The sequence below is a fragment of the Streptomyces sp. NPDC032472 genome (assembly GCF_040636955.1).
Classification (GTDB): domain Bacteria; phylum Actinomycetota; class Actinomycetes; order Streptomycetales; family Streptomycetaceae; genus Streptomyces.
The window spans coordinates 1-22,603 of sequence record NZ_JBEZVK010000036.1; the positions used below are offsets into that span (position 1 = coordinate 1).

Sequence of the window (22,603 nt, forward strand, 5' to 3'; positions counted from 1 at the left end):
GCCTTCGGCGACCCTTGACAAGCCGACACGAACCGAAATGCCAAAGAGCTGCCGGGAAGCCCCCGAAGGATGGCCAGGGGGTCAAGTCCAGCCTCATCCCCCGTCAGAGACGCGGCTCTCCCGCCCCAGGTGCAGAATCCTTCCTTCCAGGGCTCAAAATGGCCCTCTCCGCAGCCGAAGGGCTCCAACCTGCACCAGACATCAGCGAGATGGCTGCCAGGAGCGGGGAGCGCCCCAAATCGCTACGCGCTCCTCATTTCTCGGCGTCCGGCCGCCGTCCAGGGCTGGTAGGCGCGGCAAATCGCTACGTGGTCGCTCACGTCTCAGCGTCCGGCGGCCGTCTGGGGCTGGTAGGCGCCCTACGGCTATACGTAACTGCGGGTTTATCGGCGTCCTTCGGGTGTCTGGGGGGGAGAACTTGGCAACGTACTCGTTGAAGGGTGGGACGCCTACCTCGGCGCGGGGTTCGTCCATGCGCTCCGGCTCTTCGCAGGGCCACGGAATCGGTGCCCCGTCCTTCATGCCCGCGATCTGGGTGCCGTAGATCTGCTTGCGGCCCTCGTTGACGAATGTGCGGTCGCGCAGGAAGGCCGCCTCGCGGGGGCTGGCCGACTGCTCCATCAGTCGGAGTTCACGCCGCTGGACGTCGAGCTGTTGGTCGGCGTGCTGGGCGATCAGCCAGGCGGCGCGGGCAGCGTCCTCGCCGACCAGTTCTGGCGTGGGCCACCGTGCGAGGCCATGATTTCGCTGAGCCGGTCTCCGTGGCGTGCCGTCAGTCGGCGCCAGGCCCGTTGCTCGGCGGGGTCATCGCTGTTCGCGTGGAAGCGGTGACGGGCGGCGCCACGAGCGGCGGTAATGGATCTACAAGAGATCGACTGGTCCGTCGCCCAGGGCAGTCAGGCGTCGAACCGGCGACAGCGCGATCGGGATCCAGACACAGGCCAGGCAGGCGGCCGAGACGCCCAGGGCCCAGCGGAGGCCGACCATCTCGGCCAGGGCGCCGGCTGACGCGGCGCCGAGTGCCACGGCGCCGGTGAAGAGGACGCGCATCGTGCCGTTGACCCTGGCCATGAGGGCCGCGGGCGTGACCTGCTGGCGGAACGTCAGCATCACGACGGAGTCGAAGCCGACCTTGAGCATGACCAGCGCCCACCCGGCGGCGGCAAGGGGGGTGGGCACGGGTCGGTCGAGCAGAGGCAGCGCGACGGCCAGCGGCGCGACCGCGACACCGACGAGCAGGACCGCTCGGCCCGCACCGAGCCTGTCGGCCAGCCTGACGGCTGACACGGCGCCGAGGAGGCCGCCGACACCGCCGGCGCCGAGGAACATCCCGAGGTGCCCTTGGCTCCATCCGAGCTCTGTCAGGGCCAGCACCGGGAGCAAGGTCATGATGCCCGCGATGCCGATGTTGACGACGGATCCGGCGAGCACCACCGTGCGCAGCACGGGCTGACGGGCGACGAACGCGACGCCCTCGCCGATCTCGCGAAGAAGGCGCTGCCGAGGCGCGTCATCCCTCGTACCCTCGCGAGCGGTGAGTGCGGACAGCCACACCGCGGACCACAGGTATCCTCCGGCCATGGCCAGCAGTACCGCGGGCGCCGTCAGCAGGCCTGCCAGCCATCCCGCCAACGGTGGTCCCGCGATCAGCGCCGCCTGGCCGATGGTCGCAAGACGCGCATTGGTGCGCGGGAGCAGGGGGCCGGGTACCAGATCCTTCACGAAGCTCTGGGTGGCCAGGTCGAAGAAGACGGTCGCCACCCCCTGAACCAGGACCACGGCCACCAGGTGAGCCATCGTCAAGTGCCCGAACCACGCGGCGACAGGGACGGTGATCAGTGCACCTGCCCGTACCAGATCCGCACCGATCATGACCGGGCGGCGTCGCACCCGGTCCAGCCATGCCCCGACGGGCAGCCCGAGTACCACGAAGGGCAACGTCAACGCGGTCTTCAGCAGCGACGTCCCGGCCGCACCCGCATGCAGCACGGTGACGGCCGTCAACGGCACGGCGACCTGGCCGATCTGGGCGCCCCACAACGCCACGCCGGAGGCGGTGAGATACCGGATGCGGTCCCTGCGAGCGCCTGCTGGCCGCGTCGCGATCTCAGTCTCAATCGTGCTCTCAGTCATGGCAGGCAGCGTGCGGGAACCGGGCCACGCCCCTCAATCGATTCCCGCTAGAGTGAATCCTCGTGACGCTCACCCTCTCCCTGGGCACCGCTGACCTCGGCCAGCTCCGCTGGGCCATCTCGCCGTCCTGGGAGCTGCTGGCGTCCCTCCGGTCGCTGACCCAGCCGGCCGGTCATGTGATCCACATGCCGTGGCTGTCGGAACACCGCCGTGATCCACTCCTGACCCGCCCTGGCTCGGCTGCGGCGCGTGACCTCACCGCCGGACCTCGGCACCACCTTCCCGGATTCCTGGCGCCGACCCCGCTCTCGCCGCTGACCGACCTCGACGACGAGCTCGACGAGGTACGACGCACCCCTGCCACCGTCATCCGCCGTGACTTGGCGGCTGTGTTCGGTGACCGGCTGCCCGACGGCCTGGCGCCGATGCTGCGTGCGCCCCGGCGTGAAATGGAAGCGGTCGTCGCCGAGCTGCGCGGCTACTGGCACCGGGCCCTGGCCCCGGCCTGGCCGCGGATCCGCTCCCTGCTGGAGTCCGACATCCACTACCGCGCGCGCTCCCTGACCGAGCGCGGACCAGCCGCGATGTTCGCCGACATCCACCCCGACCTGGCCTTCGACCAGGACGCCGGAACCCTCGTGATCTCCAACCGGACGGCGAGCCCCTCCCGGCGCTCGCTGGACGGACGCGGTCTGGTGCTGGTGCCGTCGGCGTTCGCGTGGCCACGGCTCTACGTCAAGACGTCGGAGCCGTGGGTGCCCGTCATCCGCTACCCCGTGCGCGGAGTCGGCGCCCTGTGGGAGTCACCCTCCGACACCGCCGACCTGGCCCCCGCGCTCGGCGCCACGCGCGCCTTGCTCCTCGGTCTCCTGAAGACCCCGGCCAGTACCCAGGAGCTCGCCAACCGCACGGGGCTTGCCCCTGGTGGCGTGTCGACGCAGCTGCACAAACTCGCCCGAGCCGGTCTCGTCGCGGCTCACCGCACAGGGCGCATCGTGCTCTACGCCAGAACCGCCAAGGGCGAAGCCCTGTACGGGTGAGCAGGCGTTCAGCGATAGTCCGCGGTCGACCGCACCTTGCCGAAGCGGGGGAAGACCCGGTCCACCGCGAACTGGTGCTCATCCGCGGCGAAACCTGACATTGCGTCGGAGACAAACTCGACCGCGTAGCCGTGGTCACTCGCGGCCCGGGCCGTCGACTCGACGCCCATGGTGGTCACCAGGCCGGCCACGACCACCGTGCCCACACCGCGCTCGCGCAGCCGGTCGTCGAGCCCGGTCCCGTGGAAGGCGCCGATGGCGCGCTTGACCACCTGGACGTCGCCGTCCTCGACCAGGCCCGGGGAGAAGCCGCTGCCCGGAGGCTGCTCTTCGACGTCCGGGCGCTCCACCCGGACCACGACCACCAGCTCACCTGCGGCGCGGAACGCCTTCGCCAATCCGCGACTGCGCTCCAGCACCTCCTCCCCCGAGTACGGGGCAAGCGGCAACGCGACGATACGGGGCATCAGATCGATCAGTACCAGGGCACGCGTCATGGCTTAGCTGTCCTCCGTGTAGGTGTGGCCTTCGACCTGTCCGGACTTGGATCAGTCCTGGACCCTCCAGCCAACTGCGGGCTTCCAAAATGGGCGTGCCCCTCAGCACCGTCCCGACGCCGCGACAGACTGCGGTCGTACGCCCGGTACACCTGGACCATCCCGCCGCTACCGAGCAGCCCGTCGATCCGATACCGGCCCCGGCGAGTTCTTCACCGGACTCGAACACGTCCCCCATGCCGCCGATCCTAGGTCTCTCCACGTCTCAGCCCCAGACGGCCGCCGGACGCCGAGACGTGAGGGACCACGTAGCGATCCGTCGCGCTACCAGCCCCGGACGGTCGTGGGCCGCCGAGAAAAGAGGAGCGCGTAGCGATCTGGGGCGTCTCCCCGCTCCCACCAGCCATTTCGTCGACGTCTGGTGCGGGTTGGGCCCATCGGCTCCGGGGACGCTGCGGAACTGCCGCCCGGCTGGCCGCCTCCGAGCGGCCGGCCTTCCGTATCCGGGCCGCCTCCTCACACGCCTACACGCACGACAACGAACCGCATGGAGGAGGGCCGCCAGACCGATGAACGCCTCGTGCGGCAGAACGCCAGCGCCGGTGCAGCGGCGGTAGATGACGCGCTGCTCATCGAGGGTGAGGGGGTAGCCGCTGAAGCCGCGGGGCTGCGGGGCCTGCAGGGCCGCGGCAGGGGTGCGGTGGCCGTGGGAATAGCCCGATCGCCAACCGCCTGCGAGGTCCGTAGAGTGCGGACGGGCCGCCCCAGGTTGAGTGGGGCGGCCCATCTTGTTGGTTGTGTGGTCAGTAGGTCGGTCTCTTAAAGGGCGCCGTGCGGCGGCTTGAGACTGCTGAACGTTGCCCCGGCAACCAGGACCGCGACGCCCGCCAAGAAGGCGGGCGTGCTGGTTGCGGCGTGCAGGGCGACAGCCCACGGCTGCGCTCCGCGGCCGCCGCTCTTCCATCCTCCGACGGCGAGGACCAGGGGTACAGCGGTAAGGATTGGGGCTGCGATCCGGGCGCCGGTAAGGGGGTTGAGGATGAGCGCTAGGCCCAGGTAGAAGGCGGTATTCCGGCCGATGGCCAAGGCCACGGCGTCGGCGCCCGCGAAGTGTCCGAGGACGGCCATGCTCAGGGCGAGGATTGCGCAGGCGGCGGCGAGGGAGGTATCGAAGCGGTGGACGGCCCGCACGGCGACTGTTTCAGTGGCGTCCCGGGCGCGGCCGGTGAAGGCGAGCCATGTCACGGCGGGGATGACGGTGATCAGCGCGGCGAGAAGGAAGTGTCCGGCCCCGCCGACCATCGCCGGTACGGGAAGGCGGCTCTGTCCGAATGCCAGGCCTGCGCCGGCCGTCCCAGCGGTGATTGCGGCGAGGGTGGGGACGTTGCGGGATGCGGCCCACCAGTTCACTGGCCTGCTCCTTCAGGGCTCAGGGCCGGCTTCTGGTCGCAGCCGGTGAGTGCGGCCCGGTTCGTTTCGTACCAGGCGTGCTGACGGTCGGAGGGCAGTGTGAGGACCCTCTGGGCGATTTTCGCGTCGTCGTGGGAGACGCTGCCCTGGACCGGCGCCGGGGGAGCTTGGGTGGCAATGGCGGTCAGCCATGCCGTGAGCGGTCCCCGGGCGGGGAACGCCGGGTACTTGTGGCTGTTTCGGGCGCATTCGGGAACGGGGGGCAGGAGGGTGTTGGTGAGGTTGGCGGCGACGTCCTGCTCGCGGAGCTGGCCTTTGCCTCCGAAGCGAGCTTGTCCGGGCTCGAGGTCGCGGTTTTGGGTGAGGGAGGCGAGCACGGGAAGCCCGGCGTCCTTCAGGCGGCCGCTGTAGGTGCGGGTGGTCGCCGTGATCCGGGTACGTCCCGGGGTCTCGGGCCACAGGCACACCTCCGGGACGCCGGCGGTGTCGCAGACAAGAGCGTCGGGGTTCCGGTCGGTGACCGGGGCATAGCCCATATGCACGACCAGGGACACCGAGGCCACGGACGCGGCGATCAGGGCGGCCAGAGGCTTCCACCGGCTGGCCTGGGCAATCGCGAGGAGGCATGCGGTGATGATCCCGCTGGTGAACAGGATCGGCGCCCATATGGCCACAGGGTCGATGACCGATCCGACCGAGCAGCAGCTGTCGTAGGCGCCGGCGACCAGGTGGCGGGGCCACGGGGTGTCCCAGGATCCGGGGAACGCGGTCAGGCAGAACCCGGCGACCATCGCCACCGGTGCGGCAGCAAGGTGCGGAAGACGGCCACCCAGGAGGTATCCGGCCAGCGTGACGGCCGCCATCAGCAGCGCGTACACCACGAACATGCCCAGGTGTGAGAAGGAAGGAAGGGTCCCCACACCGGAGACCGCGACACCGACCGCGATGAGCATGCCGGCGACGCCCATCCCCCAGACTGGGACCAGCAGCGGCAGCGCGATGGCGAGCCGGCTGCGAGAAGGAGTCTGCCCGAAGACGTTGCCCCGGCGCAGGCGTGCGCTTTCCCACGCTCCGCTCGCCGCGCACGCGGCCGCGGCGAAGGGGATCGCGTAGGAGGCGTTGCCCAGGACGGACGGCCCGTAACCGGGGACGGTGCCCGTGGTGATCGGCTCCGACAGGAGCAGCAGGACGTAGCCGGCGAGGAAGACGAGCATGAGTCCGGCGGAGGAGGACCGCAGGAGAGTGGCGATACGCATCGGTCAGATCTCCCGTCCGACGAGCATCATGTAGGCGGCTTCGGCCTGCTCGCGTCCGCGTGTGGCGGCCGGGGCCAGGGCGTGGAAGTCGGCTGGGCTGCCCTGGAAGCAGATCTTGCCGTGGGCGAGGACGGCCACGTGCGTATACAGGTCGGCGAGATCTTCGGTTTGGTGCGTGGAGACGATCACCTGCACGCTGTCGGCGAGGTCGTCAACGAGCTCACGGAACACCAGGCGCTGCGTGGGGTCGAGGCCGGCGGTTGGCTCGTCCATCAAGATCAGTTCACTGCGGTGGGTCAGTGCCCCCGCGATTCCCATGCGGCGGAGCTGCCCGCCGGACACCTGGTGGCTTTTGCGCTCCGCGAGGCGGGTGAGGTCGACACGGCGCAGCGCGTCCTCGGACGCTTTCCACGCCAAATCTTTCGGCATGCCCTTGAGCCATCCGGCGTAGGCGACCTGTTCGCGTACGGTCAGCCCGGGCATGGGGGTGATCTGCTGGGGGATCCAGGCCACGCGTTTGCGGTAGGCGACCAAGTGGCGGCCCTTTGCGGTGCCTCCGCCGAAGGTGACCGACCCGGAGGAGGGGCGCAGGTGGGAGGCGGCGATGGCCATCAGTGTGGACTTGCCAGCTCCGTTCGGGCCGAGGAGGACCGTTGCCCGCGCATCAATCCGGAGACTGAGATCATCAAAAACGGATGTCTTCCGGCCGTACCGAAACGAAACGCGATCAAAAACAAGAGGCATGGAGGAACGCACAATCCGCCATCCCACCGCCAGTGGGATGGCTTTGGTTCTGGGACAGTGGACAGGAGAGGGTCCCGGTGGACACGTATTCGTCAGAGATGAACGTGCCGCTGGACACGTCCGTCAGCGCGAAGTAGTAGTTACCCGCGTCGTTCGGATCGCCGTAGTCAACCCACCCGCAGTAGTTCGTCCGGGTCCCCTTGGAGCGGAAGAGATGGCCTTCCACAGCTCCAGCTTGGCGTAGTTGAACCCGTCACCTCCGTCCGCATCGGTTTCCCCCTTCCCCTGCTCGTTGGCCCTGCGTGAGGGCATGACGGAGGGAGGAGACGTTGTGCGAGGCCTCCCCCCGAGGCGAATCGAACGCTAACCCCGGAACATCTCATTCTGCAAAGGTGTTCGACCATGGCTCAAATACACACCCACACCTACGCCCCGCACGGGACAAGCCACATCCATAAACCACCACTCCATCCAGCCCACCCAACCCGCCGCAGCTTTGGCCGAGACTCATCGCCGGAAGTGCCATGAATCAGGTGGACACCCGCTCTGAAGGGACACCTGATGCAGGCCGCGCTGGAGGCTGGGATGGACCTGCATCTGTCCGGGGCGGCCGGCCGCACGGGAGACCGTGGCTCCCGGTCAGGGGGAAAGGCCCGCAACGGCTGCCGGCCGAAGAAGGTGACGCCGGAGGTCAGGACCATGACGGTGCAGGTGCCCCGGGACGGTCTGGGCACCTTCCGGCCTGCGCTGCTGCCGAAGACACGCAGGACCGGCGGCCTGGAGGAGATGGTCCTGCCGCTGACCGCGAAGGGCCTCACCTCCGGGGAGGTCGTCGGCCCACCTCGCCGAGGTCTACGGGATGGAGACGTCCAAGCAGACGGTGTCCACCATTACCGACGAGGCCCTGGACTCGATGGCGCAGCCAGCGCCGAGGCGTTCGCCGTCCACGAATGGGTCGCGTTCCGGGACTCCGCGCACGCCAGCGCCAACGGCAAAAGCCTCCTCGGCCAGCTCGACTTCACAGGCCGCCTGGACCACCTCGCCCGCTACCGGCCCATCAGTGAACGTTTTCAACCAGGCCACTGATCGGGTGAGGCCGGCGAGACCGAGGTGTGGACCGCAACGTACAAGGCTCCCGTGCTGTTGGGGAGGTGTTCGAAGTCTCAACCCTTCGGCGCAAGATCCCAGTTGGTTCCCTATCCTGCCGCACTCGACCTCCCGCATGCCCTGGTCGAGTGGGTCACGATGCTCATCGTCACCCGTGAGGGTGACCGCGGGTGCAGCCTCCCGCCGCACCAGCGGGCGCTCGATCGCGGAAGCCGGCTTCGGGATATCGGTCGGCACCGCCCACGCGTATGTCACCGCCGTGACCGGCCTGCTGGCCGAACGGGCTCCTGGCCTGCTCAAGGCTCTACGCGAGCATGATCCGGAGTTCGTCCTGCTGGACGGGACCCTCGCCGAGTGCGATCGCGTCGGCGACAGCCGGGCCGACTACTCGGCCAAGCACCGCCGGCACGGCGTGAACGTCCAGGTCGTCACCGATCCCGCCGGTGAGGTGCCGTGGATCTCGCCCGCGCTGCCGGGCCGCACCGTCAAGCGGGCCCTGGCCGCGGCGAGGGCACCGGTCGAACGCGGCATGGCACGACTGAAGTCCTGGCAGATCTTCCGCAGATCCCGCATCAGCCCCCACCGCATGACCGTCATCACCAAAGCCGTCCTCACCCTGGAGCGGCAACGCTGAAAACGTTCTCTGACGGGAGTGGAGGCTGGACTTGACCCCCTGGCCATCCTTCGGGGGCTTCCCGGCAGCTCTTTGGCATTTCGGTTCGTGTCGGCTCGTCAAGGGTGGCCGAAGGCCATCGCGTAGCGACGGGACCGTAGGGAGCGCCCTTGACGAGCCGGCGCGAACCGAAAGGACAATGGGCGGCCGGGAAGCCCCCGGACACCCTCCGACCCCGCCCCACCGTGACCCCGCCCCTACGAGGCACCGCCCAGCAAACCGCCCCCGCCGCTCACCCGTACAACCCCGCGAACCACCCCGCCACAGCCCTCGTGTGCAGGGGGAAGGCGAGTTCTGCCGGGCCGTGCAGGACGTGCCAGCCCGTGGTTTCGTCCGTGGCGGCCGACGGGGGAAGGGCGGCCAGCGGGCGCGTCGGCAGGAGGCCGAAGAGGAGCAGGTGGCCCGCGGGGGAGCTCATCGCGTCGGCCAGGGTGACCTCGGCCGCCGGGGCGTGGATGCCCGTCTCCTCGCGCAGCTCCCGTACGACCGCCTCCCGCCAGTCCTCACCGAAGTCCATGAAGCCGCCCGGCAGGGCGATTCCCCCCAGGGCCGGTTCGATGGTGCGGGTGATCACCACGAGTCCGGTGCCGGCCCCGTCCTCGACGGGGAGCAGGGTGACGGCGACCGGGAGCGGGTTGCGGTAGGTGACCGCGCCGCAGGAGCCGCACGTACGGGGCCAGTCGGTGGTGTCGAACAGTGCTCCGCAGGTGGAGCAGTGCGAGTCCCTCACGTGTGCCGGCATGCCGCGATGGTATGCCGAGGGGCATGCGGATGACGGTGGTTGCAGGGTGTGCGGCGCTGCTGCTGGGCGGGTCGGCGGCGCCCGGGTTCACGGCTCTGGCAGATGTGGATCCGAGCATCGGGCAGGACATCCGGTACGCAGGCGAGCACAACTTCACGGGCGGGGTCGTGGACGGGTACGAGGAGCCCGTCTGCCTGCTGGCCCGGCCCGCGGCCGAGGCGTTGCGGCGGGCGCAGCGGGTGCTGCTGCGGCGCGGGTATTCGCTGCTGGTGTACGACTGCTACCGGCCGCAGCGTGCCGTGGACCGGTTCGTGCGGTGGGCTGCGGACGAGAACGACCAGCGGACGAAGGCGGAGTTCTATCCGGACGTCGACAAGGCACGGCTGATTCCGGAGGGGTACATCGCGGAGAAGTCCGGTCACAGCCGCGGCAGCACGGTGGACGTGACGCTGGTGCGGCCGCCGTTTCGGCGTTCCGTCGACATGGGGACGGCCTTCGACCGGTTCGATCCGCTCTCGCACACGGACGATCCGCGGATCACGGGTGCGGCGCGGGCGAATCGGCAGTTGCTGGTGCGGGTGCTGGGGGCGGAGGGGTTCGTGAACCTGCCCGAGGAGTGGTGGCACTTCACGTACAAGCCGGAGGCGTTCCCCGACACGTACTTCGACTTCCCGGTGGCTGTGGGATCCACCCGCCCCTGAGCCCTACCCACGGCCCCTCCCGCAAGGCAAACTTCTGACGGATCGTCAGAAGCACTCGGGAGGGGCCTTGGAACGCACACGTACACCCGTCGTGAGCGGGTGGTTCACCGAAACCGAAACCGAAGGCACAGCCGCAGGCGCAGGCGCGACCGCAGCCGCAGGCAGCGCCGAGGGCGGCTTCCGCCTCCTCGGCACCCGTTGCTCCGCCTGCGCCGCGGTGTTCTTCCCCCGCGAGGACGCGTACTGCCGCAACCCCCACTGCCCCGGCGACGGCCTCCTGGAGGAGGTTCCACTGTCCCCCCGCGGCCGGGTGTGGTCGTACACCGACGGGCGGTACCGGCCGCCCGCGCCGTACGTGTCGGATCCGGACGCACCGTGGGAGCCGTACACCCTGGTCGCGGTGGAGCTCCCGGCGGAGGGGATGGTGGTGCTCGGGCAGGCGGCGCCCGGGATCACCGTGGCCGATCTCGCCGTCGGGATGGAGGTCGAGGTGGTGGGCGGGGTACTCAACGAGACGGCCGACACCACATGGACCACATGGCACTTCCGCCCGGTAGGACCTGCGGATGCGGATGTTGCAGAATCCCCCACCCCCACCGGAGGCCGGTCATGAGCACCGACATCGCCGTCCTGGGAGCCGGCATGCACCCCTGGGGCAAGTGGGGCCGCAGTTTCGTCGCGTACGGGCGGGCGGCCGCCAAGGCCGCGCTCGCCGACGCCGGGCTGGACTGGACCGACGTACAGTCCGTGGTCGGCGCGGACACCGTGCGCTCGGGGTACCCGGGCTACGTAGCCGGCGCGACCTTCGCCCAGGCCCTCGGCTGGCAGGGCGCGCGGGTGACCAGCGTGTACGCGGCCTGCGCCTCCGGAGCCCAGGCGATCGGGGCGGCCCGCGCGCAGATCCTGGCGGGGCTGGCCGACGTCGTGCTGGTGGTCGGTGCGGACGCCGCGCCCAAGGGGTTCTTCGCCCCGGCGGGCGGGGACCGGCCGGACGATCCGGACTGGCTGCGGTTCCGGGTGCTGGGGGCGACGAACCCGGCGTACTTCGCGCTGTACGCGCGTCGGCGGATGGCCGTGCACGGGGACACACCGGAGGACTTCGCGCTGGTCAAGGTGAAGAACGCGGCGGCCGGCGCGCTGAACCCGCTGGCCCGCTACCGGTCGGCGGTGACCGCGGAGGACGTCGCGGCGTCGGCGGTGGTGGCGGATCCGCTGCGTCTGCTCGACATCTGCGCCACCTCGGACGGAGGGGCTGCGCTGGTGCTGAGCAGCATGGATTTCGCGCGCTCGCGCGGGGTGGCGGACCCGGTGCGGATCCGGGCGGTGTCGACGGTGACGCCGACGTATCCGCGTACGGTGCTCGACCTCCCGGACATCGCCACCGACTCGCTGACGGGCGTCACGGCGGAGCCCGGACCGGCCCGGCCGCCAGGCCCGCTCCAGGCAGCCTCCTTCCGGGCCTCCATCGCCCGGGCCGCGTACGAGGAGGCCGGCCTCGGCCCGGAGGACCTCTCGCTGGCCGAGGTGTACGACCTGTCGACCGCGCTGGAGCTGGAGTGGTACGAGGACATCGGCCTGTGCGGCGCCGGCGAGGGGGCCAAGCTCGTACGGGACGGGGCGACCGCGCTCGGCGGGCGGATCCCGGTGAACACCAGCGGCGGGCTGGCCTCCTTCGGGGAGGCGGTACCGGCCCAGGCGATCGCGCAGGTGTGCGAGCTGGCCTGGCAGTTGCGGGGTACGGCCGGAGCGCGGCAGGTACCGGGGGCGCGGGCCGGGATCACCGCGAACCAGGGGCTGTTCGGACACGGCTCGGCGGTGGTCGCCGTGCGGTGAGCAGCGCCAGCTGCGGCAACTGCGGCAACTGCGGCAACAGGCGCCAACGGTGACGCTTCCGCAACCGAAGCCGACGGGCAGCCGGCCCTGAACAAGTGCTGTTGTGCGAACGCTTGACGGCCCCCGGCCGCAGGTTCACACTCGCTCCACAGTCTCGCGCCGCGCCCGACGCCGCGACCGAGGCCCTGGATCCCCCCATGAGAGCCGCGGCCCGTACCCCAGTCGGCGGGGGTACGGGCCGCCTCCCGTCACGCCCGGTTCACGTCCCCGCCGTCAGGGTCTGCCGGCGGGCGCGGGCCAGGGACATCGCGTGCTCGACGACCCCCACCAGGACGTCCTTGACCGATTCCCGGTCGCGCGCGTCGCACAGCAGCACCGGCACCTCGGCGTCGAGGTCGAGTGCCTCCCGTACGGTCACCACGGGGTGGCGTTCGGCCCCGTCGAAGCAGTTCACGGCGACCACGAAGGGGATCTCGCGGCGCTCGAAGTAGTCGACGGCGGCGAAGCAGTCGGCCAGCCGGCGGGTGTCGGCGAGGACCACGGCGCCGAGGGCGCCCTGCGCCAGCTCGTCCCAGAGGAACCAGAAGCGGTCCTGCCCCGGGGTGCCGAAGAGGTACAGCACCAGGTCCTCGCGCAGGGTGATGCGCCCGAAGTCCATGGCCACGGTGGTGGTGCTCTTGCCCTCGACTCCCCCGGTGTCGTCGATGCCGATGCCGGGCTCGGAGAGCGATTCCTCGGTCCGCAGCGGTCTGATCTCGCTCACTGCGCCGACCAGGGTGGTCTTGCCCACCCCGAAGCCTCCCGCGACGAGGATCTTCAGGGTAAGCGGCTCGACCGGCGACACGGCGTGCATGGCACCGGTGCGGCTAGAGCGCCCGAAGGCCATCGATCACCTCACGCAGAATGGATTCATCGGGCAGTTCGGCCGGCGGCACCGGCCGGGTCACATGGACCAGTTCCTCATCCGCCAGGTCCCCGATCAGGACCCGTACGACCCCGACCGCGAGGTCGAGTTCGGCCGCCAGCTCGGCGACCGACTGCGCCCGCCGGCGGCACAGGTCGAGGATGTGGGCGTGTTCCGGGGACAGGGTCATGTCCCAGACCGGGTCGTCGGCCGCCGGCTCGGCGACGACGAGTGCGATCAGGTCGAGCCGGTGCCGGCCGGCGTGGCTGGTCCGGCCGCGGGTCATGGCGTACGGGCGTACGACGGGACCCGCCTCGTCGTCGAACCAGTGCGGGTGCGCGGGCTGCGGCTCGTGCTGGCCCGCCTGGCCGTCCTGGCCGTCCTGGCCGTCTTGGCTGTCCTGGGTGTCCTGGAGCTCCTGGCCTGATTCGCTCATGCGGTACGACTCACCCTCCGGCTGGCCCGGAGCGCGGCGCGGTCGACAGGTGGTCGCCCACCCGCTTGACCATCAAGGTCATCTCGTACGCGACCTGGCCGACGTCGGAATCGGCGTCGGACAGCACGGCCAGGCAGCTGCCGTCGCCGGCGGCCATCACGAAGAGAAAGGCCTCGTCGAGCTCGACCACGGTCTGGCGGACGCTGCCGGAGTCGAAGTGGCGGCCGACGCCCTTGGCCAGGCTGTGGAAGCCGGAGGCCACGGCGGCCAGGTGCTCGCTGTCCTCGCGGGTGAGGTCCTTGGAGCTGCCGGTGGGCAGGCCGTCGCCGGAGAGGACCACCGCCTTGCGGATGCTGCCGACCCGGTCGACGAGCTCGTCGAGGAGCCAGTTGAGCTGGCCGGAGCCGCGGCTCCGGGTGTCGTTGCCGGTCTGCGGTGCGGTCATCGACCGTCCCCCTCGTTCTCGTTCCCGCTCGCGGGACCCGGGGCGGCGCTGGTGCCCGCCGCGGGCTCGGACTGCTGTGCGTGCTGTGGCTTCTGCGCCTGGTCGGGCTGCTGAGCCTGGTCTGCCTGCTGCTGCTCCTGCCGGTCCTGCCGGTCCTGCTGCTTGCGGCCCGCCGTCCAGCCCCGCTGGAGCGCGGACATGCGCAGCCGTACGTCCTCGGCGTCGCGCTCGGTCACCGGGTCCGGGGCGGCTTCGGCCTGCGCCTTGGCCGGGGTGGCCTTCAGCTGGGGCGCCAGGCTGGCCTGGCGGACGCGCTTGGGCAGCCCCCCGGGGCCGGTGGCGACCGGCCGGGGGTCCGCCGCGGGCTCGGGCGCCGGCTGCGGGACCACCGAGACGGGGCGGGGCTCCACCCGGCGGCCGTGCTCGGCGACCAGCGTCGGGGTGGGCCGGCGGCGCGGCAGCGGGACGGGCCCGGAGCCGCGGGCGGCCTCGGGGCGGGAGCCGCGGACCGCCGCGTCGGCGCGGTGGCTCTCCAGGCGGATGGGGCCGGTCGGGGCCAGCGGCTCCCGGTCGCGGTCCCGGGTGCCCTTGCGCTCGGGGTGCGACAGGTCGGCGGGGCGCAGCCCCAGCAAGGCGCTGCGCGGGGTGCCGTGGGGCGGGGTCTCGTCGTCGAGCGTGGCCATGGCGGGGCGGCCGCCGACGCCGGTGAGGCCTGCGATGCCGGTGCCGAGCTCGTCCAGGGTGGTGGGTTCGTCCAGGCCGTCGAGGCCCAGGGAGCCGAGGGGGCCGAGCGGTGCCTCGAGTTCGACCGGGCCGCGCAGGCCGCCGCCGGCGGGCAGGGACTTGCCGGCGGGGCTGCGGTGCACGGCGGCGGAGGCGGTGTGGGCGGGGCGCCGGCCGGCGGTGACGTTTCTGCCGTGCTTGCCGCCGTCGGCGGCGCGGGCGCCGGCGCCGTGGGTTTCGGGGGCCTCGGTGAGCAGGGCGGCCGGCAGGAACACCACGGCGGTGGTGCCTCCGTACGGGCTGGGCTGGAGGACGACCTTGATGCCGTGGCGCTGGGCGAGGCGGCTGACGACGAAGAGTCCGAGGCGGTCGGTGTCGGAGAGCTCGAACTCGGGCGTCTCGGCGAGGCGGAGGTTCGCGTCGAGGAGGGCCTCGGGGTTCATGCCGAGTCCGCGGTCGTGGATTTCGAGGGTGAATCCGTTGGCGACGCGCTCGCCGTGGACCTGGACGGCGGTGTGCGGGGGCGAGAAGACGGTGGCGTTCTCGAGGAGTTCGGCGACGAGGTGGGTGACGTCGGCGACGGCGGGGCCGGTGATGCCGAGGCGGGGCAGTCGGCGCACCTCGATGCGCTCGTAGTCCTCGACCTCGGCGACGGCGGCGCGGACGACGTCCATCAGCTGGACGGGCCTGCGCCACTGCCGGGAGGGGGCTGCGCCGGAGAGGATCACCAGGCCTTCGGCGTGGCGGCGCATGCGGGTGGTCATGTGGTCGAGGCGGAAGAGGTCGGCGAGCTCCTCGGCGTCCTCGGTGCGGCGCTCCATGGTGTCGAGCAGGGTGAGCTGGCGGTGCAGCAGGACCTGGTTGCGGCGGGCGAGGTTGACGAAGACCTCGGAGACGCCCTTGCGGAGTTCGGCCTGCTTGACGGCGGCTTCGACGGCGGCGCGCTGGAGGGTGTTGAGGGCCTGGCCGACCTGGCCGACCTCGTCCTTCTCGTACTCCAGGCGGGGGGCTTCGGTCTCGACGTCGACGTGTTCGCCGGCGGCGAGGCGTCGCATGACGGCGGGCAGGCGGACGCCGGAGACCTCGTGGGCCTCCTTGCGCAGGCGTGAGAGGTCCCGGACGAGGTCGCGGCCGATGCGGACGGACATCACGAGGGAGACGGCGAGCGCGATGAAGCCGAGGATGCCGGCGACGGCGGCCTGGAGGAGGACGTCCATGGCGACGGGTTCGACGCGCTTCTGGTAGCGGTCGCCGGCGGCGGTGCCCATGGTGGCGAGCTCGTCGAGGACCTTGTTCGCGGCCTCGTCCCACTGGGCGGCGGTGAGGGTGCGGGGGTTCTTGCCGGGGCCGGCGGTGAGGAAGCGTTCCTCCGCGTCGCGCAGGGGCTTGGTGTCGGGGCCGTTCCAGTACTGCTCGAAGAGGTCGCGGTCGGCGCCGGGAAGGATGGCGAGGTTGAACTCGTAGAGCAGGGTGCGGTTGGCGGCGAAGTCGGAGACGTGCCGGATGTCGGTGGCGCTCACGTTGCGGGCGGCGAGGGCCGCGGCGATGACGGCGTCCTCGCGGGAGAGGGTTTCGCGGGCGCGGGTGATGCCGACGAGGGCGCGGCCCTGCTTGTCCATCTCCACGTTCTCGAGGGCGTGGAGGTTCAGGAGGAACTCGTAGCAGGGGTCGACGAGCCGGCTGTAGAGCTCGAGCGCCTGGTTGGGGTCCAGGGTGTTCTGGTCGACGGAGCGGCGCAGGGCGCCGATGCCGTGGAAGGCGTCGAGGATGGAGTTCAGGCGCTGGGCGGCGGCGGGGCTGAGCTCCTCGACGACCTCGGGGTCCTTGGCACTCTTGCTGATCTTGTCCACGAGCTCGTCGGTGGCGGTGCGGCGCTTGGTGAGTTCGGTGGTGGCGGTGGAGGCGCGGGGGTCGCCGAGCACGACGAGGGTCTGGCGGCGTTCCTTCTGGATGACGCGGACGACGTCCTCGATGGGGTAGCCGACCTTGTCGATGACGTAGGCGACGTCGAGGAGTTGGACGGCTTCGCGGCCGGTGATGACGGTGGCGAAGCCCCACAGGGCGGTGAGGGAGACGAGCGGCACGAGCAGCAGCGCCACGATCTTCCGGCGGATGGACTTCCCGCGAAAGCGCATGGCCTCCCCAGCCTCCCCCAGCTCAACCCCTTTGCCCGGGGTTGGTGTTCCGTCATTTAAACGGCGTGAGCCTACTACTGCCACGGAGCGGCTTCGAAGGCGTGTCCGGACGTTTTCGGCCTGAGGCACTGGCGAAGATCACGAGTTGTCCGATACATCCGGTCAAGTGCGGCCCGTTATGTGGCAGATGACACTGCGTGGGGCCTCGGTCCCCGCAATGGGACGGATGGCTGGAATTCTTCGTTCCGCGATGGGCGGGGGGCGGGAGGAGTCCGCATTGCGGGAATCTCGTGGGAATCTCTCGGCGCCGTCGCACGTCTACCTGTTCGAGGGGATTCGTCGGGCGGAGTCGTTCGGCCGGGTGCGGCCGGGTAGACGGGTAGACATGTCCGGCAGTGCGGAGGGGAGGGAGCGAGCCGTGGGTGTGACGGGGATGTACGGGGACGCCGGCGCGGAAGCGGAAGCGGAAGCGGAAGTGGAAGCGGAAGTGGAAGCGGAGGCGGGCACGGGCGCGGGTGCGGGCCCGCTTGGGGGCGTTCAGCCGGGTGCGGGGGCCGGGGGTGTACGGCGGTCGCTGTGGCAGGAGGAGCCGGCCCGGCGGCGCCGACTGCCGGACCCGGTGCGGGAGTCGGCGGTGCGGGCGGTGCTGATCGTCGCCGTCACGCTCACGGAGGCGACGATCACCTTCTTCCTGATGCTCACCGGCTCCTGGCTCGCCTTCCCGATGGGGCTCGGCGCCATAGCGGGAACCGTGGTGGCCACCTGGGCCGTGCTGGACGTGCTGATCACCCGGCAGATGTGGAACCAGCGCAACGGGGTGGTCTCGGAGCCGAGCAGCACCGCGCGCAGCCTGCGCCGCGAGACCCGCCGGGCCCGCCGGGAGGCCCGGACGGCGGCGGACGGCCGGGCGGGCCGAATACCGCGGGGCGGTGCGAGCGGCGCCGGCGGCCGGCCGTCCGTGTGGCCTGCGGCCCCGGCGGGCGCGGAGGGGCGCTACCGGGCGAGCTCGGGCCGCGGCTGACCCGCCCGCGCGGCCCGCCCGCGCGGCCCGGAAGCGGGCCGCGCGGGTACGGGCCGCGCGGGTACGGGCCGCGCGGGTACGGGCCGGCTCGGGGCGGATCAGGCGGTCGTGGTGGAGCGGCGGAACATGCGGGTGGCCGTGATCTCGCCGTGGATCGTCTCGCCCTCTGCGGTCTGCTGGGGCAGGCCGGGGCGCAGGTGCTCCTCGACGCTGATGTACTTCAGGCCCGCCCGCAGGTCGGCGTCGTTGCGCAGCCGGATCACCAGCGGGAACTCGGCCAGTGCCGTGGTGTCGAACAGGCCCGTGGTGTACAGGAGCTGGACGCCGAGGGCGTCCGAGACGGCCCGCTGGAGCTCCAGCAGGTACGTGGCGTTGGCGCGCCCGATGGGGTTGTCGAGGAAGAGCGTGCCCGCGTGGCGGTGCTTGTCGCGGCCGCGGTCGTTGCTGCGCAGGGCCGCCATCGTGCAGTAGAGGGCGATCGCGGCGGTCAGCAGCTGCCCGCCGGAGAACACGTCGCCCATCTGGCCGACGGGGACGCGCTCGGCGCGCAGCACGGCGTCGGGCTTGAGGATCTCCACCGAGACGCCCTTGGGCTCCAGGGCCGCCTGGACGCCGCGCAGCAGCAGGGACATGCCGTCGCGCCGGCCCTCGCCGAAGGAGGAGCCGCCGTTCTTCTTCACGGCGGTGCGGGTGGCGTCGTCGATGACCTCGCCGAGGCGTTCGGTGAGGGTGGCCTGGTCGGGCTCCTCGAAGCGGATGCGCAGGAACTCCTGGCCCGACCATTCGCCGAGGCCCTCCGGCAGGCGGGAGAGGCGCTGGGCGGAGCGCAGGGTGGCCAGGGCGGATTCGACCAGTCCGCGCAGCCGGTCGACGATGCTGTCGCGGTTGCGTTCCAGCTGGGCGAGCTCGTCGGTGAGGACGCGCAGGCGGGGCGCGAAGGCCGCCGCCCAGGCCGCGGCGTGCTCGGGCAGCGCGGAGGCGGGCAGTTCGCGGATCTGCTGGCGCGCGGGGGTGCGTACCTGCTCGTAGCGGGTGGCGTTGGCGTGGCGGACCAGGATGTCGCTCGCCTCGCGGACGGCGGCCTCGGCACCGGAGAGGTCGGCGGCGCAGCCGCGCAGGGAGCGGCGGGTCTCGGCGGCGGACTGCCGGGCCTCCTCCAGGGTGCCCGGGTAGGGGGCCGGCTCCTGCTCCTCGTCCTGCGGGGCGTGGTCGCGCAGGAGGTCCCGCAGCAGGGCGGCGGTCTCGTCGAAGCCGCCGGCGCCGTCCTCGGCGGTGCGGTGGGCGCGCAGCAGGTCGGCGTGGGCGGCCCGGGCGGTCTCGACGGCCGCGGTGTGGGCGGCGAGCTGGGCGGTGGCGGTGCGCAGGAGGCCCTGCGCGTGGTCGACGTCCTCGGGGACGAGCTCCTCGGGCAGGTCGGTGTGGGCCTCGCCCTCGGCGGGGGCGTGGCGTTCGGCCTCGCCGCGCAGCCGGCCGAGCTGCTCGCTGGCGGCGGAAGCGCGGGTTTCCAGCATCTGTACGAGGGCCTCGGCGCGGGCGGCGGCGGCCTGGCGGGAGGGGCCGTCGGCGCCGTCGGTGCCTTCCAGGAGCTGGGCGGCACGGGTGCGGACCTTGTTGGTGAGGCGGTCGAGCTCGGCGAGGGCGGCGCTCTCCTCGCCTTCGGCGCGGGCCTGGTCGGCGCGCAGGTCGGCGCCGACGCCGACCTTCTCGTAGAGCTGGGAGGCAGCCCGGTAGGCCTCGCGGAGGTCGGGCAGCGGGCGGTGGCCGGCTGCGGCGGCCTCGTCCTCGGGGAGGGCCTCGGGGGCGCCGGCGATCTCGGCGCGCTCGGCGCGCAGGGCGCGGGCGGTGCGGCGGGCGTCGTCGGCGGCGCGCTGGGCGGCGCGGCGGTCCTCGTCGGCGGCGCGGGCGCGGTCCAGGCAGATCTCGGCGCGGGCCTCGGACTCGGCGGCCTCGTCGGCGAGTTCGCGGACCCTGGCCTGCCAGCCGGCACGCTCGCGCAGGCGGAAGGCGAGGCCGGCGAGGGCGTCGGCGGCGCGGCGGGCGCGCTGGGCGGCGTCCTGGCGTTCGTCGCGGACGCGGGTGGCGTCGGCGGCGGCTTCGTCCGCCTCGGCGCGGGCGGTGCGGGCCTCGGCGAGCTCGGCGTCGGACTCCTCGGCGAAGGCGCGGGCGACCTCGGCGTGCCGGGCCAGTTCGGCGAGGCGGCCGGGCGGGCAGCCGGTGCGCCAGGAGGCGAGGCGGGCGGCGAGTTCGCGGTCCCCGGCGAGGCGGGCGGCCAGCTCGCGGATTTCGGTGTCGCGGGCGGTGGCGCGGGTGCGCAGCGCCTGGCGCTCCTCGTCGGCGGCGTGCTCGTCGTGCATGGCCGGGTTCGGCGGGACGATGAAGATGCCGGAGGCGCCAGGGTCGGCCGGGCCGTCGGCGGGGGGCACGGGGGCGAGGAGGGCGGCGGCGGTGCCGACGGCGACGGTGGAGCGGGGCAGCAGGGCGGCGCCGCTGAGGACCTCGCGGGCGCGGGAGTGGGTGTCGGGGTCGGTGATGACGACGCCGTCGACGAGTTCGGGGCGGGCCGCGAGGACGGCGGCGTGGTCGGCGGGGTCGACGGACTGGGCGAGGTAGCGCCAGCCGGGCAGGGCCGGGATGCCGTGCTCGCCGAGGTACTCGACGGTGGCGAGGACGTCGGGGCCGGGCGGCAGGAGCCCGCCGTCGCCCAGGGCGCCGAGGATGCGGGCGTCGTCGGCGGCGGCGGTGCGCAGGTCGAAGAGCTGGCGTTCGGCGGAGGCGACCGCGTCGGTGAGCAGCGTGCGCAGCTCGTCGGCGCCGCGGTCGAGGTCCTCGGCGGTCAGTGCGCCGGCAGGGGCCTCGGGGGCGGGGCCGGCGGGGGCGCCGGGGGCCGTGTCGCCCTCGGCGCGCGGGTGCGGGACGCGGGCCGGGTCGGCGGCCGGGGAAGCGGCCGGGTCCGGGGCCGACGGGAGGCCCAGGAGGGCGGCCAGGCGGGGGGATGCGGCCAGCGAGGCGGCGGCCTGCTGCTCCGCGGCGTGGGCGGCTTCGGCGGCGTCGGCCGCGTCCGCGGCGCGGGCGGCGGTGAGTTCGGCCCGGGATTCCGCGGCGGCGGCCTCCCGGGCGGTGTCGGTGGCGGCGCGGGCGGCCTCGCGGGCCTCGTCCCAGGCGGCCACGGCGGCGGTCTCGGCGTCGCTGGCGGCGAGGGCGGCGCGCGCGGGGTCCGCGTCGGGCGCGGAGTCGTCGAGCCAGCCGGCGCGGACGGCCTCGGCGGTCTCCTGCTCGACCTCGGCGAGCCGGGCGCGCAGGTGCTCGGCCTCGCTGCGGGCGCGCTGGGCGGCGGTGGCGGCGGCGGTGGCGTCGCGGTGGGCGGCCTCGCCGGCGGCCTGGAGGGCGGCGGAGCGTTCCTCCTCCTCGTTGGCCAGGTTCTCGCCGTTCTCGGCGGCGGTGTGCAGGGCGCGTACGAGGGCGGCGGCGGCCGTGGCGCGGGCGGCGAGGGCCGGCGCGGCGTCCCGCTCGGCCTCCAGGATGGCGGCGGCGACCCGGGCGGAGCGGTCGGCGGCGGCCCGGTGGCGCAGCACGATCTCGGCGGCCTGCCAGGCGGCGTGCAGGGTGCGGGCTTCGAGGAGTTCGCGGCGCTGGGCGGCGGCGGCCTTGTCGGCGACGGTCAGGGCCAGCGAGGCGTGCCGGTAGGCGAGTTCGGCGGAGACGGCGGCGCTGCGCTCGCGGGCGGATTCGGCGGCGGTGACGGCGTGGGCGGCGCCGGTGACGCGCTGGGCGAGCTCGGCGGCCCGGCCGCGCTCCTCGGCGGCGCGGGCGGAGAGCCGGCGGACGAGGGTGCGGGTGCGGCGCTCGGCCCCGGCGTGGACGTCGCGGAGCCGGGAGCGGGTCGAGGCGGCCTCGACGATCCGGTTCAGGAGGTCCACCGAGCCGGCGGTGAAGTCGCGTTCGGCCATGAGCTCGGCGCGACGGCCGAGCTTGTTGCCGAAGCCGTGGACGAGGTCGGCGAGGCCGTCGGTGTCGCGGGTGTCGGTGACGGCGCGCAGCAGCAGGTCGGTGAAGTCGGAGTCCTTCTTGACCGCGAAGAGGCCGGCGGCCTCGCCCTCGTCGGCGTTCATCTCACGCTGGTAGCGGAAGAGCTCGGGGTCGAGGCCGAGCTCGGTCAGGTGCTCGTTCCAGCGGTCGTGGATCTCCTCGAAGTACACCTCGAGGTGCGGGTAGGCCTTGCCGGCCTCGGTGAGGGCGTCGCGGAAGCCCTTCATGGTGCGGCGGCGGCCCTGCGCGCCGGAGGCGCCCTCGACGGGCGGGCGCACGGCGGTCGCCTCGGCCACGGGGAGGTTGTCGAGGCTCAGGCCGGGGCCCGGGCGGAAGGAGTACCAGGCCTCGGCGAACTTGCGCGGGTCGTTGGAGACCTGGCGGCCGCGCCATTCGCTGACCTTGCCGACGACGACGCACTCGCCGGTCTGGGTGTGCTGCCACTCCAGGGCGACGTGGCCGCAGTCGTCGGCGAGCAGGAACTTGCGCAGGACGCCCGAGCTGGCCCCGCCGAGGGTGTTGCGGTGGCCGGGGAGCATCACCGAGAAGATCAGCTTGAGCAGGACGGACTTTCCGCCGCCGTTCTCCAGGAAGAGGACGCCGGCGGGCGCGGGGCGGCGCGGCGGGCCGGTGGGCTCGTCCTCGAAGAACTCCGCCTGCGCGGGCGCCGGGTGGGGCACCGGCTCTCCGACTCCGCGCAGGTCGAGCACGGTGTCGGCGTAGCGTGCGCCGGCGGGCCCGATGGAGTAGAGGCGGATCCGGGACAGCTCGTACATG

16 protein-coding genes and 4 pseudogenes are annotated in these 22,603 nt (G+C 72.5%); 8 read left to right on the top strand and 12 right to left on the bottom strand.

Going from position 1 to position 22,603, the window contains the following annotated elements; translation table 11 throughout:
* Positions 1-411 precede the first annotated feature (411 nt).
* Both AB0F11_RS23580 and AB0F11_RS23585 read right to left on the bottom strand, forming a co-directional pair.
* A pseudogene (locus tag AB0F11_RS23580) lies at positions 412-872 on the bottom strand (DUF6624 domain-containing protein); the annotation flags it as partial.
* Entirely contained in the window at positions 862-2,133 is a 1,272-nt protein-coding gene (locus AB0F11_RS23585) for an MFS transporter (protein ID WP_362177070.1), read from the bottom strand. The gene AB0F11_RS23585 and the pseudogene AB0F11_RS23580, both read right to left, overlap by 11 nt.
* A 62-nt stretch (positions 2,134-2,195) precedes the next feature.
* Here AB0F11_RS23585 and AB0F11_RS23590 point away from each other — a divergent pair, with 62 nt between their 5' ends.
* The gene (locus AB0F11_RS23590) at positions 2,196-3,173 is read left to right on the top strand and encodes a DUF5937 family protein (RefSeq protein WP_362177073.1); all 978 of its coding nucleotides are present in this window, start codon (positions 2,196-2,198) and stop codon (positions 3,171-3,173) included.
* An 8-nt stretch (positions 3,174-3,181) separates the two neighbouring features.
* Here AB0F11_RS23590 and AB0F11_RS23595 read toward each other — a convergent pair whose 3' ends face one another.
* The 4 genes from AB0F11_RS23595 to AB0F11_RS23610 all read right to left on the bottom strand — a co-directional run bounded on the left by AB0F11_RS23595 (position 3,182) and on the right by AB0F11_RS23610 (position 7,092).
* A complete protein-coding gene (locus AB0F11_RS23595; RefSeq protein ID WP_362177076.1) occupies positions 3,182-3,670 on the bottom strand; it encodes an isochorismatase family protein in 489 nt (162 codons plus the stop codon).
* Positions 3,671-4,489: 819 nt separating this feature from the next.
* Positions 4,490-5,080, bottom strand: a complete 591-nt coding sequence (locus tag AB0F11_RS23600) for a hypothetical protein (RefSeq protein WP_362177078.1) — start codon at positions 5,078-5,080, stop codon at positions 4,490-4,492.
* Complete coding sequence (locus AB0F11_RS23605; protein WP_362177081.1) at positions 5,077-6,336, bottom strand: hypothetical protein; 1,260 nt, start codon at positions 6,334-6,336, stop codon at positions 5,077-5,079. Before AB0F11_RS23605 ends, AB0F11_RS23600 begins: the two co-directional genes overlap by 4 nt.
* A gap of 3 nt (positions 6,337-6,339) precedes the next feature.
* Positions 6,340-7,092: an ATP-binding cassette domain-containing protein gene (locus AB0F11_RS23610; protein ID WP_362177084.1), complete on the bottom strand. Its 753-nt coding sequence runs from the start codon at positions 7,090-7,092 to the stop codon at positions 6,340-6,342.
* Positions 7,093-7,641: 549 nt separating this feature from the next.
* Here AB0F11_RS23610 and AB0F11_RS23615 point away from each other — a divergent pair.
* The 3 pseudogenes from AB0F11_RS23615 to AB0F11_RS23625 all read left to right on the top strand — a co-directional run.
* Positions 7,642-7,899 (top strand): annotated as a pseudogene (locus AB0F11_RS23615) (transposase); the annotation flags it as partial.
* Positions 7,900-8,022: 123 nt separating this feature from the next.
* A pseudogene (locus AB0F11_RS23620) lies at positions 8,023-8,136 on the top strand (IclR family transcriptional regulator); the annotation flags it as partial.
* Between the two features lie 132 nt (positions 8,137-8,268).
* Positions 8,269-8,821: pseudogene (locus tag AB0F11_RS23625) on the top strand (transposase family protein).
* Between the two features lie 271 nt (positions 8,822-9,092).
* Here AB0F11_RS23625 and AB0F11_RS23630 read toward each other — a convergent pair.
* Positions 9,093-9,602, bottom strand: coding sequence for an NUDIX domain-containing protein (locus tag AB0F11_RS23630; RefSeq protein WP_362177087.1), 510 nt, complete (start codon positions 9,600-9,602; stop codon positions 9,093-9,095).
* 29 nt (positions 9,603-9,631) lie between these two features.
* Between AB0F11_RS23630 and AB0F11_RS23635 the strand changes: the two genes are divergently transcribed.
* The 3 genes from AB0F11_RS23635 (at position 9,632) to AB0F11_RS23645 (ending at position 12,136) form a co-directional block, all read left to right on the top strand.
* On the top strand, positions 9,632-10,303 hold the full coding sequence (locus tag AB0F11_RS23635; RefSeq protein WP_362177090.1) for a M15 family metallopeptidase: 672 nt from the start codon (positions 9,632-9,634) through the stop codon (positions 10,301-10,303).
* A 67-nt stretch (positions 10,304-10,370) separates the two neighbouring features.
* Complete coding sequence (locus tag AB0F11_RS23640) at positions 10,371-10,916, top strand: zinc ribbon domain-containing protein (RefSeq protein ID WP_362177093.1); 546 nt, start codon at positions 10,371-10,373, stop codon at positions 10,914-10,916.
* On the top strand, positions 10,913-12,136 hold the full coding sequence (locus AB0F11_RS23645; RefSeq protein ID WP_362177096.1) for a lipid-transfer protein: 1,224 nt from the start codon (positions 10,913-10,915) through the stop codon (positions 12,134-12,136). Before AB0F11_RS23640 ends, AB0F11_RS23645 begins: the two co-directional genes overlap by 4 nt.
* Before the next feature lie 259 nt (positions 12,137-12,395).
* Here AB0F11_RS23645 and AB0F11_RS23650 read toward each other — a convergent pair whose 3' ends face one another.
* The 4 genes from AB0F11_RS23650 to AB0F11_RS23665 are packed head-to-tail and all read right to left on the bottom strand — an operon-like array spanning position 12,396 to position 16,779.
* A complete protein-coding gene (locus AB0F11_RS23650) occupies positions 12,396-13,022 on the bottom strand; it encodes an ATP/GTP-binding protein (protein ID WP_362177099.1) in 627 nt (208 codons plus the stop codon).
* The gene (locus AB0F11_RS23655) at positions 13,003-13,476 is read right to left on the bottom strand and encodes a DUF742 domain-containing protein (RefSeq protein WP_362177102.1); all 474 of its coding nucleotides are present in this window, start codon (positions 13,474-13,476) and stop codon (positions 13,003-13,005) included. Before AB0F11_RS23655 ends, AB0F11_RS23650 begins: the two co-directional genes overlap by 20 nt.
* Before the next feature lie 10 nt (positions 13,477-13,486).
* The gene (locus tag AB0F11_RS23660) at positions 13,487-13,921 is read right to left on the bottom strand and encodes a roadblock/LC7 domain-containing protein (protein ID WP_362177105.1); all 435 of its coding nucleotides are present in this window, start codon (positions 13,919-13,921) and stop codon (positions 13,487-13,489) included.
* Entirely contained in the window at positions 13,918-16,779 is a 2,862-nt protein-coding gene (locus AB0F11_RS23665) for a nitrate- and nitrite sensing domain-containing protein (protein WP_362177108.1), read from the bottom strand. The genes AB0F11_RS23660 and AB0F11_RS23665 overlap by 4 nt, the downstream gene beginning before the upstream one ends.
* Positions 16,780-17,197: 418 nt before the next feature.
* Here AB0F11_RS23665 and AB0F11_RS23670 point away from each other — a divergent pair, with 418 nt between their 5' ends.
* Positions 17,198-17,800 (top strand): hypothetical protein, encoded by a 603-nt coding sequence (locus tag AB0F11_RS23670; RefSeq protein ID WP_362177110.1) that lies wholly within the window; start codon positions 17,198-17,200, stop codon positions 17,798-17,800.
* 98 nt (positions 17,801-17,898) lie between these two features.
* Here the strand turns inward: AB0F11_RS23670 and AB0F11_RS23675 are convergent, their stop codons facing one another.
* Positions 17,899-22,602 carry a hypothetical protein gene (locus AB0F11_RS23675; RefSeq protein ID WP_362177113.1) on the bottom strand — a complete coding sequence of 1,568 codons (4,704 nt, stop codon included), beginning with the start codon at positions 22,600-22,602 and terminating at the stop codon, positions 17,899-17,901.
* Position 22,603: the final 1 nt, after the last annotated feature.

Excerpts from the sequence above, each read along its gene's own strand:
- AB0F11_RS23585 (WP_362177070.1), bottom strand. The coding sequence starts at position 2,133 with ATGACTGAGAGCACGATTGAGACTGAGATCGCGACGCGGCCAGCAGGC.
- AB0F11_RS23595 (WP_362177076.1), bottom strand. The coding sequence starts at position 3,670 with ATGACGCGTGCCCTGGTACTGATCGATCTGATGCCCCGTATCGTCGCG.
- AB0F11_RS23605 (WP_362177081.1), bottom strand. The coding sequence starts at position 6,336 with ATGCGTATCGCCACTCTCCTGCGGTCCTCCTCCGCCGGACTCATGCTC.
- AB0F11_RS23630 (WP_362177087.1), bottom strand. The coding sequence starts at position 9,602 with ATGCCGGCACACGTGAGGGACTCGCACTGCTCCACCTGCGGAGCACTG.
- AB0F11_RS23635 (WP_362177090.1), top strand. The coding sequence starts at position 9,632 with ATGACGGTGGTTGCAGGGTGTGCGGCGCTGCTGCTGGGCGGGTCGGCG.
- AB0F11_RS23645 (WP_362177096.1), top strand. The coding sequence starts at position 10,913 with ATGAGCACCGACATCGCCGTCCTGGGAGCCGGCATGCACCCCTGGGGC.
- AB0F11_RS23650 (WP_362177099.1), bottom strand. The coding sequence starts at position 13,022 with ATGGCCTTCGGGCGCTCTAGCCGCACCGGTGCCATGCACGCCGTGTCG.
- AB0F11_RS23655 (WP_362177102.1), bottom strand. The coding sequence starts at position 13,476 with ATGAGCGAATCAGGCCAGGAGCTCCAGGACACCCAGGACAGCCAAGAC.
- AB0F11_RS23660 (WP_362177105.1), bottom strand. The coding sequence starts at position 13,921 with ATGACCGCACCGCAGACCGGCAACGACACCCGGAGCCGCGGCTCCGGC.
- AB0F11_RS23665 (WP_362177108.1), bottom strand. The coding sequence starts at position 16,779 with ATGCGCTTTCGCGGGAAGTCCATCCGCCGGAAGATCGTGGCGCTGCTG.
- AB0F11_RS23675 (WP_362177113.1), bottom strand. The coding sequence starts at position 22,602 with ATGTACGAGCTGTCCCGGATCCGCCTCTACTCCATCGGGCCCGCCGGC.